A 13,904-nucleotide genomic window follows, 5' to 3' on the forward strand; every position below is an offset into this window, starting at 1 on the left:
TCATACCTTCGCTTACGCTAAGCACTCCTCTTAACCTTCCAGCACCGGGCAGGCGTCACCCCCTATACATCATCTTACGATTTAGCAGAGAGCTGTGTTTTTGATAAACAGTTGCTTGGGCCTATTCACTGCGGCTGTCATCGCTGACAGCACCCCTTCTCCCGAAGTTACGGGGTCATTTTGCCGAGTTCCTTAACGAGAGTTCTCTCGATCACCTGAGGCTACTCGCCTCGACTACCTGTGTCGGTTTGCGGTACGGGTAGTGTATACTTAAACGCTAGAAGCTTTTCTTGGCAGTGTGACATCACTAACTTCGCTACTTAATTCGCTCCCCATCACAGCTCAACGTTATAGATATAAGCATTTGACTCATATCACGCCTCACTGATTGGCCAGACTCTTCCAGTCGTCTGGTTTAGTTAGCCTTCTGCGTCCCTCCATCACTATATACACTAGTACAGGAATATCAACCTGTTGGCCATCGAATACACCTTTCGGTCTCTCCTTAGGTCCCGACTAACCCAGGGCGGACGAGCCTTCCCCTGGAAACCTTAGTCTTACGGTGGACAGGATTCTCACCTGTCTTTCGCTACTCATACCGGCATTCTCACTTCTATACGTTCCAGCACTCCTCACGGTATACCTTCTTCACATATAGAACGCTCTCCTACCATTACCTCTTAAGGTAATCCACAGCTTCGGTAAATTGTTTTAGCCCCGGTACATTTTCGGCGCAGGGTCACTCGACTAGTGAGCTATTACGCACTCTTTGAATGAATAGCTGCTTCTAAGCTAACATCCTAGTTGTCTGTGCAACCCCACATCCTTTTCCACTTAACAATTATTTTGGGACCTTAGCTGGTGGTCTGGGCTGTTTCCCTTTCGACTACGGATCTTAGCACTCGCAGTCTGACTGCCGATTATATCGTCTTGGCATTCGGAGTTTATCTGAGATTGGTAATCCGGGATGGACCCCTCACCCAAACAGTGCTCTACCTCCAAGAGACTTAACATCGACGCTAGCCCTAAAGCTATTTCGGAGAGAACCAGCTATCTCCAAGTTCGTTTGGAATTTCTCCGCTACCCACAAGTCATCCAAGCACTTTTCAACGTGCCCTGGTTCGGTCCTCCAGTGCGTTTTACCGCACCTTCAACCTGCTCATGGGTAGGTCACATGGTTTCGGGTCTACAACATGATACTATGTCGCCCTATTAAGACTCGGTTTCCCTACGGCTCCGTCTCTTCAACTTAACCTCGCATCATATCGTAACTCGCCGGTTCATTCTACAAAAGGCACGCTCTCACCCATTAACGGGCTCGAACTTGTTGTAGGCACACGGTTTCAGGTTCTATTTCACTCCCCTCCCGGGGTGCTTTTCACCTTTCCCTCACGGTACTGGTTCACTATCGGTCACTAGAGAGTATTTAGGGTTGGGAGATGGTCCTCCCAGATTCCGACGAGATTTCGCGTGTCTCGCCGTACTCAGGATACTGCTAGGGCTAATTTCAATTTTAAATACGAGGCTTTTACTCTCTTTGGCTTACCTTCCCAGGTAATTCTTCTATTAATTTTAGTCCCACGTCGCAGTCCTACAACCCCGAGGAGTAAACTCCTCGGTTTGCCCTCCTGCCGTTTCGCTCGCCGCTACTAAGGCAATCGCTTTTGCTTTCTCTTCCTGCAGCTACTTAGATGTTTCAGTTCACTGCGTCTTCCTTCTCATGACCTTAACAGTCATGGATGACATGCATTACATGCCGGGTTCCCCCATTCGGACATCTCTGGATCAGCGCTTACTTACAGCTCCCCAAAGCATTTCGTCGTTAGTCACGTCCTTCTTCGGCTTCTAGTGCCAAGGCATCCACCGTGCGCCCTTATTAACTTAACCTTATTTCCAGTCTTTCGACCTTCTTTATTTTTTTTAATATGTTCGCGTTTATCTTTTTTTCGGTTTATTTCTTGTTACTTTTTCTACAATCATTTTCATGATCGTGGAATTTGATATAGATATTCAATTTTCAATGGACTTCACGTATTTTAGAGACTTCCTTGTCTATGGAGCCTAGCGGGATCGAACCGCTGACCTCCTGCGTGCAAAGCAGGCGCTCTCCCAGCTGAGCTAAGGCCCCACAGTTAATATGTTAACGTTTCTTATCTTGTTACTCATACTATATTATGGATCTAAATTGTATTCGAACTAAAATCTTAGTGAAAATGATAAACTTCCTTGTGTCTTTTGACACTGCGTCTCTTTCCTATTTTCATACAGATTTCTTAACGTTCTCTTTACTTTTTTAAGACCTCTCAAAACTAAATAAGACTTCCAAACGTACTTCCTTATCCTTAGAAAGGAGGTGATCCAGCCGCACCTTCCGATACGGCTACCTTGTTACGACTTCACCCCAATCATCTATCCCACCTTAGGCGGCTGGCTCCTAAAAGGTTACCTCACCGACTTCGGGTGTTACAAACTCTCGTGGTGTGACGGGCGGTGTGTACAAGGCCCGGGAACGTATTCACCGCGGCGTGCTGATCCGCGATTACTAGCGATTCCGACTTCATGTAGGCGAGTTGCAGCCTACAATCCGAACTGAGATTGGCTTTAAGAGATTAGCTTGCCGTCACCGGCTTGCGACTCGTTGTACCAACCATTGTAGCACGTGTGTAGCCCAGGTCATAAGGGGCATGATGATTTGACGTCATCCCCACCTTCCTCCGGTTTATTACCGGCAGTCTCGCTAGAGTGCCCAACTTAATGATGGCAACTAACAATAGGGGTTGCGCTCGTTGCGGGACTTAACCCAACATCTCACGACACGAGCTGACGACAACCATGCACCACCTGTCTCCTCTGTCCCGAAGGAAAATCCTATCTCTAGGACGGTCAGAGGGATGTCAAGACCTGGTAAGGTTCTTCGCGTTGCTTCGAATTAAACCACATGCTCCACCGCTTGTGCGGGCCCCCGTCAATTCCTTTGAGTTTCAACCTTGCGGTCGTACTCCCCAGGCGGAGTGCTTAATGCGTTAGCTGCGGCACTAAGCCCCGGAAAGGGCCTAACACCTAGCACTCATCGTTTACGGCGTGGACTACCAGGGTATCTAATCCTGTTTGCTCCCCACGCTTTCGAGCCTCAGCGTCAGTTACAGACCAGAGAGCCGCTTTCGCCACCGGTGTTCCTCCATATATCTACGCATTTCACCGCTACACATGGAATTCCACTCTCCCCTTCTGCACTCAAGTTCTACAGTTTCCAAAGCATACAATGGTTGAGCCACTGCCTTTTACTTCAGACTTATAGAACCGCCTGCGCTCGCTTTACGCCCAATAAATCCGGACAACGCTCGAGACCTACGTATTACCGCGGCTGCTGGCACGTAGTTAGCCGTCCCTTTCTGGTTAGTTACCGTCACGTAATGGATTTTCCACTCCCATTACCGTTCTTCTCTAACAACAGAGCTTTACGATCCGAAAACCTTCTTCACTCACGCGGCGTTGCTCGGTCAGACTTCCGTCCATTGCCGAAGATTCCCTACTGCTGCCTCCCGTAGGAGTCTGGGCCGTGTCTCAGTCCCAGTGTGGCCGATCACCCTCTCAGGTCGGCTATGTATCGTCGCCTTGGTGAGCCGTTACCTCACCAACTAGCTAATACAACGCAGGTCCATCTCATAGTGAAGCTTTTGCTCCTTTTAAATTGAGTACATGTGTACTCTAGTGTCATGCGGTATTAGCTATCGTTTCCAATAGTTATCCCCCGCTATGAGGTAGGTTACCTACGCGTTACTCACCCGTTCGCAACTCTTTGGATTAGTGCAAGCACCAATCCTCAGCGTTCTACTTGCATGTATTAGGCACGCCGCCAGCGTTCGTCCTGAGCCAGGATCAAACTCTCATTAAAAGTTTGAGTTCTTTACTCATTGTTTCTGTCGCTGACAGATTTATTTCGTTGTTTCTTTATTGACAGGTAATATGCGTTAACATATCACCCTGCACGTTTGGTTTTTTGTCTTATTCAGTTCTCAAAGGTCTTTGTATCTCTTACGAGACAACTATTATATTCTATCAGCTATGACTTTTTGTGTCAACACTTTTTGTAAACTTTTTTTAAATTATTTTTTTCAAGTAATTTCTCAAAGTAAGTTCCGTCTGCCCTCCAAAACCGGAAGTTAGTGTGAAAAGGATTTTTATGGTGGAATTAAGTCTGAGACGTTTGGATTAGAAATGAGTTTATCCATCATGACAAAACACAAACACCTAACTCTCTCAGACCGTAATGACATCCAATCTGGTTTGGATAGAGGAGAAACCTTTAAAGCCATCGGGCTTAATCTACTGAAACACCCTACTACTATCGCAAAAGAAGTCAAACGAAATAAGCAACTAAGAGAATCAACCAAAGACTGCCTAGACTGTCCGCTACTAAGAAAAGCTCCCTATGTTTGTAATGGGTGTCCAAAGAGGAGGATCAACTGTGGTTACAAGAAGACCTTCTATCTTGCTAAGCAAGCTCAAAGGAACTACGAAAAACTTTTAGTTGAATCTAGAGAAGGAATCCCTTTGAACAAAGAGACCTTCTGGAAAATAGATAGAGTCCTTTCTAATGGGGGTCAAGAAGGGCCAACGTATCTATCATATCCTCAAAACCAACGATCTAGAAGTGAGTTCTTCAACCGTTTATCGACACATCAAGAAAGGCTACCTATCCATCACACCAATCGACCTACCTAGAGCTGTGAAGTTCAAAAAAAGGCGAAAGAGCACACTCCCTCCTATTCCAAAAGCGATTAAAGAAGGGCGACGGTACGAGGATTTTATAGAACACATGAACCAATCAGAGCTGAACTCCTGGCTTGAAATGGACACGGTTATTGGACGGATTGGTGGAAAGGTCCTTCTCACCTTCAATGTCGCCTTCTGTAACTTCATCTTTGCCAAACTGATGGATTCTAAGACAGCTATCGAAACTGCTAAACACATACAGGTCATTAAGAGGACACTCTATGATAACAAGAGAGACTTCTTCAAACTCTTTCCTGTTATCCTAACGGATAATGGTGGGGAATTCGCTAGAGTGGATGATATTGAGATAGATGTTTGTGGACAGTCTCAACTCTTCTTTTGTGACCCTAATCGGTCTGACCAGAAAGCAAGAATCGAGAAGAATCATACCCTCGTGAGAGACATACTGCCTAAGGGGACTTCCTTCGACAACTTGACTCAAGAGGACATTAATCTGGCACTATCTCATATCAACAGCGTTAAGAGACAGGCTCTAAATGGTAAAACGGCTTATGAGCTATTCTCTTTTACTTACGGAAAAGACATCGCAAGTATACTCGGTATTGAGGAAATTACTGCGGAAGACGTCTGCCAATCTCCCAAACTATTAAAAGACAAAATCTAATAAAAGACAAAATCTAACCTAATCAACTAACTGATACAACCTAAACGTCTCACACTAACTTCAACCATAGCGGAACTTAATCTGAAACGCTTTCAGATGAGGAGGTTTTCTTGTACCCTTTTTTTGCGATTTTTAACTCTGAAAACCTATGAAATCAAGTATTATAAAAACCAACGGAACTTAGTCTGAGACGGATTTTCGTTGGTTTTTATCAGACTAAATTCCATTTCTACTAGAGGTGGAACTTACTTTGAGAATTTAGCATTATTTTTTTCATAGCTATCAAAAATGAGATGCAACAATAACATATAGTCATCTGAACAAGACAAAATGGCTAAACTAAAGTAAGTATAGAATAGGAAGAACATGTTCAATAATCCTTCTAGCGCTAAATACTTCTATTCCTACACTCCTAGGTAGAAAATGAGCAAAAAAAGAAGGAAAATCCCTTCTTTTATAAGTCTCTTTTGTATTCTTCTACTTCAGTTTTATTTGCCCAAACAAAGTGCCCTGGTTTGATTTCAACCATTTCAGGTTCATCGACGGAATAATCGTGTTGATCAACACTGTAAACCACTAATTTCTTTTGTCTTTCCAAAATTGGATCTGGAATTGGGACCGCAGATAGGAGTGATTTGGTGTATGGATGGATTGGATTAATGAAAAGTTCTTCTGTTTCAGCAACCTCAACAATAACCCCTTTATGGATAACAGCAATCCGATCCGAGATGAAACGAACAACTGATAAATCATGAGCAATAAAAAGATAGGTCAAGTTCTTCTCTTTTTGCATTTTTTTAAGCAAATTTAAAACTTGAGCTCGTACAGAAACATCCAATGCAGAAATTGGCTCATCAGCAATAATAAATTCTGGATCCATGACCAAAGCCCGTGCAATTCCAATACGTTGACGTTGACCTCCAGAAAATTCATGGGGATAACGTGTCAAATGTTCTGCCAGTAATCCCACTTCTGTCATCATATTTTTAATCTTTTCTTGACGCTCTGCTTCATTTTTGAAGAGATTAAAGTTATAAAGACCTTCAGAAATAATATAGTCAACCGTAGCACGTTCATTCAAACTTGCTGCTGGATCTTGGAAAATCATTTGAATTTTTCGAATTAATTCATTAGCTTCTGATTTGCTTTTTTTACCATTAATAACCTTGCCATCATAGACAATTTCACCAGAACTAGTATCATTTAAGCCAATGATAGCACGTCCAATGGTGGTTTTTCCACTTCCTGATTCTCCAACAAGAGAGAACGTTTCTCCTTTATTAATAAAGAAGTTTGCATTTTTAACAGCAACAAATTTTTTCTTTCCTTCACCGAAGGAAATTTCTAAGTCTTTGACTTCAACTAATTTCTCAGACATTTCCTTCCTCCCGATAGATTTGTTTACTTGAAATTTTGTCATGAAGATTTCGAATGACTTCTGGCTTTTGCACTTTTGGTGCATCTGGATGAAGCAACCATGTCTTTGCCCAATGTGTCCCATTAATTTCAAACCTTGGAACATTCTCTTCAAAATCAATTGTCATTGCATACTGAGATCTTGGAGCAAATGCATCGCCAACAATCGGTTTATACAATGATGGTGGTGTTCCTGGAATGGAGAATAAGACACCTTTTTCATCGGCTAATTGTGGCAAACTTGAAAGCAAACTCCAAGTATATGGATGTCTTGGATCATAAAAGATATCTTCAACAGTTCCATACTCAACAATTTCACCAGCATACATAACTGCAACATTGGTTGCAATACTTGCTACTACGCCTAAATCATGGGTAATAAAAATAATGGTGAATTGATATTCTTTTTGGAGCGTTTTTAGCAGATCAATAATTTGCGCCTGAATAGTTACATCTAGAGCAGTTGTTGGCTCATCACAAATAAGGATGTCTGGGCGACAAGCTAGAGCAATTGCAATAACAATACGTTGGCGCATACCACCCGAATACTGAAATGGGTATTCATCAAAACGTTTTTCTGCTTCTGGAATCCCAACTTTATTCATGTAATCAATGGCCAATTTTTTAGCTTCTGATTTTGTTTTCTTTTGATGTTTGACAATAACTTCTGTAATTTGTCTTCCGATAGTTTGGATTGGATCCAAACTTGTCATTGGATCTTGGAATATGGTTGCAATTTTAGCACCACGGATTCCTTCCCAATCTTTGTGATTTTTTAATTCAGTTAATTCTTTACCGCGGTAATTAATTGAACCCTTGGCAACACGACCGTTAGATTCTAACATCCCCGTAAATGTTTTGGTCAACACTGATTTTCCACTACCAGATTCTCCAACAACCGCAAGGACTTCACCTTCATATAAATCAACGGAAATATCACGAATCGCTGTCAAAATACGGTCACGAACGTCAAATTCAACGACAACATTTTTAGCACTTAAAATAATTTCTTTGTTTTCCATGATTACTCCTATCTATGTGTTCTTGGGTCACTAGCATCTGCCAAATTTTGGCCCACAATATAGAGTGGAAGAGATACTAAGATAAGAGTGGTTAATGGAATCCAGAAAAGATAGGCATTTGTTGTTAAATTAGAGGAATAGTTTGAAATTAAACGACCTAAACTTGGCTCTGATAGCGGTAAGCCTAATCCAAAGAAGGATAGAAACGCTTCTGAAGAAATATAGGCTGGAAGTAACAAGGAAACCATTGACACAATAACTGAAACCAATTGTGGTAAAAGGTTTTTTGTTACAATTTTATGTGTTGGCGTTCCCAGTGTTTGACTAGCTAAATTATATTCCAAATCACGGTAACGTAACACTTGGACACGAACCGCGTAAGCAATACCAATCCATCCTGTAATACAAAAAGCAAAAATCAAGTTCCAGAAACCTGCACCAATGGAGTAAGTCAAAACAATGATAATCAGCATTTGTGGCAGATTGGAAATGACATTGTAAACTTCAATCATTACTTTATCAACAGCTTTAGAAACACCCCAAAGTCCTCCAATGATTACACCCAAAATCATGTTAATCATTGTTGCAATGACAGAAATTAAGATTGAGTTTCTAGCACCATACCAAACCCCATCAAAAAGCGACTGCCCGTTTTTATCTGTACCAAACCAATATTCCCCATTTGGAGAAATGTAGCGCTTGGTAAAATCATTGATATTGCTAACATCACCAAAATCATAGTTGGCAAACATTGGGTAAATAAAGCTCATTAAAATAATAGTAATCAAAATAAGCAACATTACTATAGTAGATTTCCGCGCAAAAAATTGTCTAAAAACAGATTTCCAGTAGGAGTAAGCAGGGGCATCAATAACTTCTGATGCATAAGAATCCAGTTCAACAAATTCGAACTTACTTTTGTCTATTGTCGCCATTACTTCCCTCCTTTACTTGATAATTTAATACGTGGGTCCAAAATAGTCATAAGCAAATCGCCAACCAACAATGCAATAATTGAAAGCACGGCAAAAATGAAGACTAATCCAACGACCATTGAGTTATTGGCTACTTTAATCGCATCAATAAGCATTTTCCCCATACCTGGGAAAGCAAATACTGTTTCTGTTAAGGTTGCACCAGCAATAGTTGAGACAATTGCTTGTGGGATACCATTAACAATTGGCACCATTGCTTGTTTGAACAAGTGGTGTTTTGAAATTTCAGCCTCTGTAAGTCCTTTAGCACGCGCAAAACGAACAAAATCACTACCTTGCAAGTCAACCAAATAACGACGGAACCACACAACCGTTCCAGGTGTCCCTAAAATACCTAGAATCAATGCCGGTAATACATAAGACCTTGGATCTCCTGCACCTAGCAATGGGAAGGTATCAGGCAATCCTACACTAGAACCTATAAAACGAACAATATAGACAAGTGCAATACTTGGTAAAGCTAACATAAACGTTGTTGTTGCTGTAGAAAAACGATCAAATAAACCATCTTTATAATAAGACATCAACATTCCAATTGGTAATCCAAATAAATATGACAGTAATACACCTGCTATACCAATCTTAAAGGAATTAGAAATCATTGATGGCTCCGCATGGTTATTGCGTGTTGCTGAGTAAGCATCGTCTTTACCAAAGTTTGCGCGGTCACGAGCATCCATTAATCTTGGAGATTTATAAGTTCTTGAGTAAATGTCAATTGGTGAGGATTTTGTTACACCTGTTGGGAATTTAACCTCTTTAGACAGGCTACGCCCTTGCCCTTGCGTGATGACCTGAATAACAGGAATATTAGCATAAGTTGGGTATGATGTTCCTAAATCAAATTTAACTATATTTTGATGAACAAATGGGAACTGGCCATTGAAATAAATCAGATATTTGTGCTTTGTTCCCGAACCTACTAAAGCAGGTCCTACAGCTGGATCCATTTCTGGACGTACGTAACGTTCTAAGTTTGGATTTTTAGAATCCTTAATCTTCCAAGGATGATCGATAACAACTAAGCGAGTAAAGAAATTCCAAACACGTTCATAAATTGGAATTTGACGCGTTGCGTAGAAACGCTTGCTTTCTTTAAACTGCTTCAACTGCCAACCACGTCCTAAGGATGCAATGTATTTTTTATAAATAGTTTCATTCTTTTTAGTTGGCTCAACAGTTACACTGCTATCTATTTTTTCAGCTTTGATTTCAAGTTCTTTACTATTATAGTAAGAAATATAACCCATACGCTCAAAAACTGAATTGCGATAATTATCTTTTTTATCTGGTGTGGTCACCATTTTGTTATAGTTCGGGTCTTGCCTGAAAATCAGATTAGATGGTACTAAGGTAAAAACAATAACATAAGTCAATGTCGTTACCAATAAAATTGATATCAAAGACCTAAACAGGCGTTCAACAATGTACTTTTTCATTCCATTCCTCATAAGTTCAAAAGAACTTTCTCACTTTACGAGAAAGTCCTTAATGAACTAGCTTTTATTTTTCAATATGCTTTTCAAGGGAATCCGCATATTTTTTATTTGATTTTTCTTTTTCTTTTTTCCATTTGTCTAAAGCTTTAGCATATTGTTTGGCAGTAACAGGTTTATCCTGTAATTTAATATATTTGTAATAAAGATTATTAGATTTATTTCCTGCCCAACCAAAGGCTCCACTAAATGGAACAAGTTTTGAAACCGTTGGAGTTCCACCTAGACTGATTGTTGGAATATAAACTGCTGAATCTGTAAGTGCTGCTTGCGCTTTTGCATAAGCTTCGTAACGTTTTGTTTGATCATCAGTGATTTTACCTGCATCAGTAACTAACTGTGTAAACTCATCTAAACCTGCCGCTGTAACAACATCTGAATTTTTCAATGGTTCAATACCAATAAACTTGGTTTGCGCATTTTCAAGATTTGGATTAAAGATGTCAAGATATGATGAGGGATCAGTAAAGTCCGGACTCCAACCAGATGCTGTTGACATGTCCCAATCCTGTTGAGCTGGTGTTTCAGCTAAATATGAAATGTTATTGTAAGTATCTGTTGGAACTTCAAGAATATCAATAACAACATTTTCTTTACCTAATGTTGCTTCAATAGATTGTTTCATTGATTGGGCTTGTTGCATCAAGACTGTTGCTGTTTGGTCTTGTGGGAAGTCGATGTGAATTGGGAATTGAACACCTTGAGCTTCCAATTCAGTTTTTGCTTTTGCTATTTGCGCTTTTGCTTTTTCTGGGTTATAAAGGCCATCTTGGGCATCTGCTAAATTAATGCCTTTCCATTGCTCCCCATAAGCCGATAAATCCTTTTCAACGGTCTTCCCAAAATCTTCACCATTAATTTGAACAAAAGTAGGCGGTATCAAAACATTTCTCAATGATTTGTTAGCAGCATCTTGCCCAGCAGATTGTGCTTGGTAAGACATTCTATCAAAACCAAAGGTTAAAGCTTGACGGAAATCTTTGTTTAGGATGGCTTTTTTAGTATCATCTTTTTGTTTATCGTCAGTTTTCTTTGTATGTTTGTAGGCTGTACGGTTTAAATTAAACGTTGCATAATAGGTCGTTGAATTTTGTTGACCATAAGTAATGCTTTCACCATATTTTTTCTTAGCAGTCTTGTAAGATGGCGTTGTTGGGAACAACCGTGCGACTGAATAAGCACCATCGTCAAAGTTTCTAAAGAGTGATTCTTGGTCTTGACCATCGTAGTAAGTTAATTGAACAGCGTCAACGTTAACATTTTTCTTGTCCCAATAATGATCATTTTTAACAAATTCAATTGATGATTTACTTGTTAGAGCAGTGATGATAAATGGTCCATTGTAAAGGATTGAACCTGCATCTGATGCTTTACCAAAGTTTTTACCTTGTGATTTCAAGAACTCTGCATTTACAGGTGCCAAAACGCCGTAGGTCAACTTAGAATTCCAATAAGATTCGGGTTGGTTTAAAGTGTATTGAATGGTATGCTTATCAACAGCCTTAACACCTACTTGTGAGAAGTCTTTGTTCTTACCACTGACATAGTCGGATAAGCCTTTGATTGAATCTTGGATGAGGTAAAGGGCGTCTGAGTTTTTATCTGCCGCATGTTTGATTCCAGCCACAAAGTCCTTTGCAGTAACATTTGCATATTCTTCGCCATCAGCTGTATACCATTTGACATCATCACGCAGTTTATAAGTATAAGTCAGACCATCTTTTGAAACTGTCCAATCTTTAGCAAGTGAAGGAATAACATTTCCAAAACGATCATACTCCATCAAGCCATCAATCCCTTGTTGGGTGATTTCAGTTGTTGATGAACGACCAGATACTAAGTAATCCAACGTATCTGGGTCACTTGTATAAACATAACTATAAGTAGATCCTTTGCTCGCTTTACTTGAGTTGTTTCCGCAAGCCGCTAAGGCAGAGACCGATAAAATAGTGACACCTGCCACCGCAAGCCATTTCCCTTTTTTCATAAGATTCCGCTCCTCAAATTTATTTAATAAACACCATACAAGAAGTGCTAATTAAAAGTATTATATCATAATTTTATTTTAAAAAGAATATGTAATCAGCAATTATCTGAATATTTTATATCTATTTTGAGTTTTTCTGACCCCATCTAAAAGAAAGCGTTTTATCAATTGATTTAATAACATTTTATGTCAATTTAATAAAATAACCTTCATCTAATGATAGCGTTTTACAAATCTTTTATTCATAGATTTAAACTGCTCTATCAACCCATAGTATGGTATAATTAGAAATAGAATTCTCAGAAAGTTAGGACTTATGAAAAAACTAATCATCTCACTTCTATTATGCTTCATTTGCCTCCCCCTAAAAACAGTTAGTGCTGAAGCATTAAAAATTAAGGCTGACAGTACTCTTGTTTACGACGTTACAAGTGGCAAAATTTTGTATGAATCACATGCCAAAGAAAAAGTCCCAGTCGCTTCACTCAGCAAAGCATTAACAGCATATTTAGTATACAAAGCTGTTGACAACAAAAAAATAAAATGGAACACCCCTGTCAAAATTTCCAACTATCCTTATGAATTGACAGCTAATTATGACATTAGCAATGTTCCCTTAGACGCTCGTGAATATACTGTTGAGGAATTACTAGAAGCCATGCTTGTGACTAACGCCAACAGCGCAGCTATTGCCCTAGCAGAAAAAATTTCCGGAACAGAACCCTTATTTGTTGATTTGATGAAAAAACAACTCAAAGAATGGGGCATTAATCAGAATACAGTGGTTAATGCAACTGGTTTACCAAATAGTATTCTAGGATCAAACCGCTACCCAAAATCTAAAGAAGATGCCGAAAATCTATTCAGTGCTTTAGATTTAGCCATTGTAAGCCGACATTTGTTGCAAGAATATCCTCAAGTCCTGAAACTGACCAATAAAGCCACTACTACTTTTTCTGGCACTTCTATTTATTCATATAATTACATGCTTAAAGGGATGCCTTTTGAAAGACCTGATATCAACGGACTTTTTGTTGGCTATTCAGAAAAAAACGGCGCTTCATTTATGGCTAGTAGCAAACAAAACAAGATGCATCTTGTTACAATTGTTTTAAATGCCAAATCAACTGATACTGATGAGTTCCCCCATTTTAAGGCAACCAATCAATTATTAAACCATATTTACAGTCACTTTGAGAAAAAAGCACTGATTAGCAAGGGCAGTAAGCTTTCTGGAAAAACACTTACCGTTGCTGATAGTCCACAAAAAGAAGTCTCCTTAACAGCTAAAGAAACACTCTATATTGTCCAGAAAAAAGGAGAAGACACTTCTGATTCTATCGAAGTAAGACCACTTCACAAGCAGGTCACAGCACCTGTTAAAGCAAAACAAACACTAGCTAAAGCAAGTTTTAAAGATAAGGCTATTATCGGAACAGGTTATTTAGGAGAAACACCATCTGTCGAATTGGTTTCAAAAGATGATATCAAAAAGAGTTTCTTCCTAAAAGTTTGGTGGAACCATTTCGTTAACTATGTTAATGAAGAATTATAAGACCCCTAGAAGGCTTCATAAGCCTTCTTTTT

Annotated in this window: 6 protein-coding genes, 1 tRNA gene, 2 rRNA genes and 1 pseudogene (1 of these 10 cut by a window edge); 2 read left to right on the top strand and 8 right to left on the bottom strand. The window is 39.8% G+C overall.

Annotated elements, in window-relative coordinates; all coding sequences use genetic code 11:
• From Q9317_RS09135 to Q9317_RS09145, 3 genes are all read right to left on the bottom strand, one after another.
• A 23S ribosomal RNA gene (locus Q9317_RS09135) occupies window positions 1-1,887 on the bottom strand; it reaches 1,016 nt to the left of the window's first position.
• A 168-nt stretch (window positions 1,888-2,055) separates the two neighbouring features.
• A tRNA-Ala gene (locus tag Q9317_RS09140) sits at window positions 2,056-2,128 on the bottom strand.
• A gap of 218 nt (window positions 2,129-2,346) precedes the next feature.
• A 16S ribosomal RNA gene (locus Q9317_RS09145) occupies window positions 2,347-3,895 on the bottom strand.
• Together the 16S and 23S rRNA genes with 1 tRNA gene alongside form the textbook arrangement of a ribosomal RNA operon.
• 338 nt (window positions 3,896-4,233) lie before the next feature.
• Here Q9317_RS09145 and Q9317_RS09150 point away from each other — a divergent pair.
• Window positions 4,234-5,401, top strand: a pseudogene (locus Q9317_RS09150) (IS30-like element ISSag9 family transposase).
• Between the two features lie 454 nt (window positions 5,402-5,855).
• On the opposite strand, the gene Q9317_RS09155 reads toward Q9317_RS09150, so the two are convergent.
• The 5 genes from Q9317_RS09155 to Q9317_RS09175 form a co-directional block, all read right to left on the bottom strand.
• A complete protein-coding gene (locus Q9317_RS09155; RefSeq protein ID WP_003100865.1) occupies window positions 5,856-6,779 on the bottom strand; it encodes an ATP-binding cassette domain-containing protein in 924 nt (307 codons plus the stop codon).
• Window positions 6,772-7,839 carry an ABC transporter ATP-binding protein gene (locus Q9317_RS09160; protein WP_003100864.1) on the bottom strand — a complete coding sequence of 356 codons (1,068 nt, stop codon included), beginning with the start codon at window positions 7,837-7,839 and terminating at the stop codon, window positions 6,772-6,774. The genes Q9317_RS09155 and Q9317_RS09160 overlap by 8 nt, the downstream gene beginning before the upstream one ends.
• An 8-nt stretch (window positions 7,840-7,847) precedes the next feature.
• Window positions 7,848-8,774, bottom strand: coding sequence for an oligopeptide ABC transporter permease OppC (gene oppC, locus Q9317_RS09165; RefSeq protein ID WP_003100863.1), 927 nt, complete (start codon window positions 8,772-8,774; stop codon window positions 7,848-7,850).
• Window positions 8,774-10,273 (bottom strand): ABC transporter permease, encoded by a 1,500-nt coding sequence (locus Q9317_RS09170; protein ID WP_003100862.1) that lies wholly within the window; start codon window positions 10,271-10,273, stop codon window positions 8,774-8,776. The genes oppC and Q9317_RS09170 overlap by 1 nt, the downstream gene beginning before the upstream one ends.
• Window positions 10,274-10,337: 64 nt before the next feature.
• On the bottom strand, window positions 10,338-12,317 hold the full coding sequence (locus Q9317_RS09175; protein WP_003100861.1) for a peptide ABC transporter substrate-binding protein: 1,980 nt from the start codon (window positions 12,315-12,317) through the stop codon (window positions 10,338-10,340).
• Between the two features lie 316 nt (window positions 12,318-12,633).
• Here Q9317_RS09175 and pbp3 point away from each other — a divergent pair, with 316 nt between their 5' ends.
• The gene (gene pbp3 / locus Q9317_RS09180; protein WP_003100860.1) at window positions 12,634-13,872 is read left to right on the top strand and encodes a D-alanyl-D-alanine carboxypeptidase PBP3; all 1,239 of its coding nucleotides are present in this window, start codon (window positions 12,634-12,636) and stop codon (window positions 13,870-13,872) included.
• The last annotated feature ends 32 nt before the right edge of the window (window positions 13,873-13,904 follow it).

The sequence above is a fragment of the Streptococcus iniae genome, assembly GCF_030732225.1.
Classification (GTDB): Bacteria; Bacillota; Bacilli; order Lactobacillales; family Streptococcaceae; genus Streptococcus; species Streptococcus iniae.

Excerpts from the sequence above, each read along its gene's own strand:
- Q9317_RS09155 (WP_003100865.1), bottom strand. The coding sequence starts at position 6,779 with ATGTCTGAGAAATTAGTTGAAGTCAAAGACTTAGAAATTTCCTTCGGT.
- Q9317_RS09160 (WP_003100864.1), bottom strand. The coding sequence starts at position 7,839 with ATGGAAAACAAAGAAATTATTTTAAGTGCTAAAAATGTTGTCGTTGAA.
- oppC (WP_003100863.1), bottom strand. The coding sequence starts at position 8,774 with ATGGCGACAATAGACAAAAGTAAGTTCGAATTTGTTGAACTGGATTCT.
- Q9317_RS09170 (WP_003100862.1), bottom strand. The coding sequence starts at position 10,273 with ATGAAAAAGTACATTGTTGAACGCCTGTTTAGGTCTTTGATATCAATT.
- Q9317_RS09175 (WP_003100861.1), bottom strand. The coding sequence starts at position 12,317 with ATGAAAAAAGGGAAATGGCTTGCGGTGGCAGGTGTCACTATTTTATCG.
- pbp3 (WP_003100860.1), top strand. The coding sequence starts at position 12,634 with ATGAAAAAACTAATCATCTCACTTCTATTATGCTTCATTTGCCTCCCC.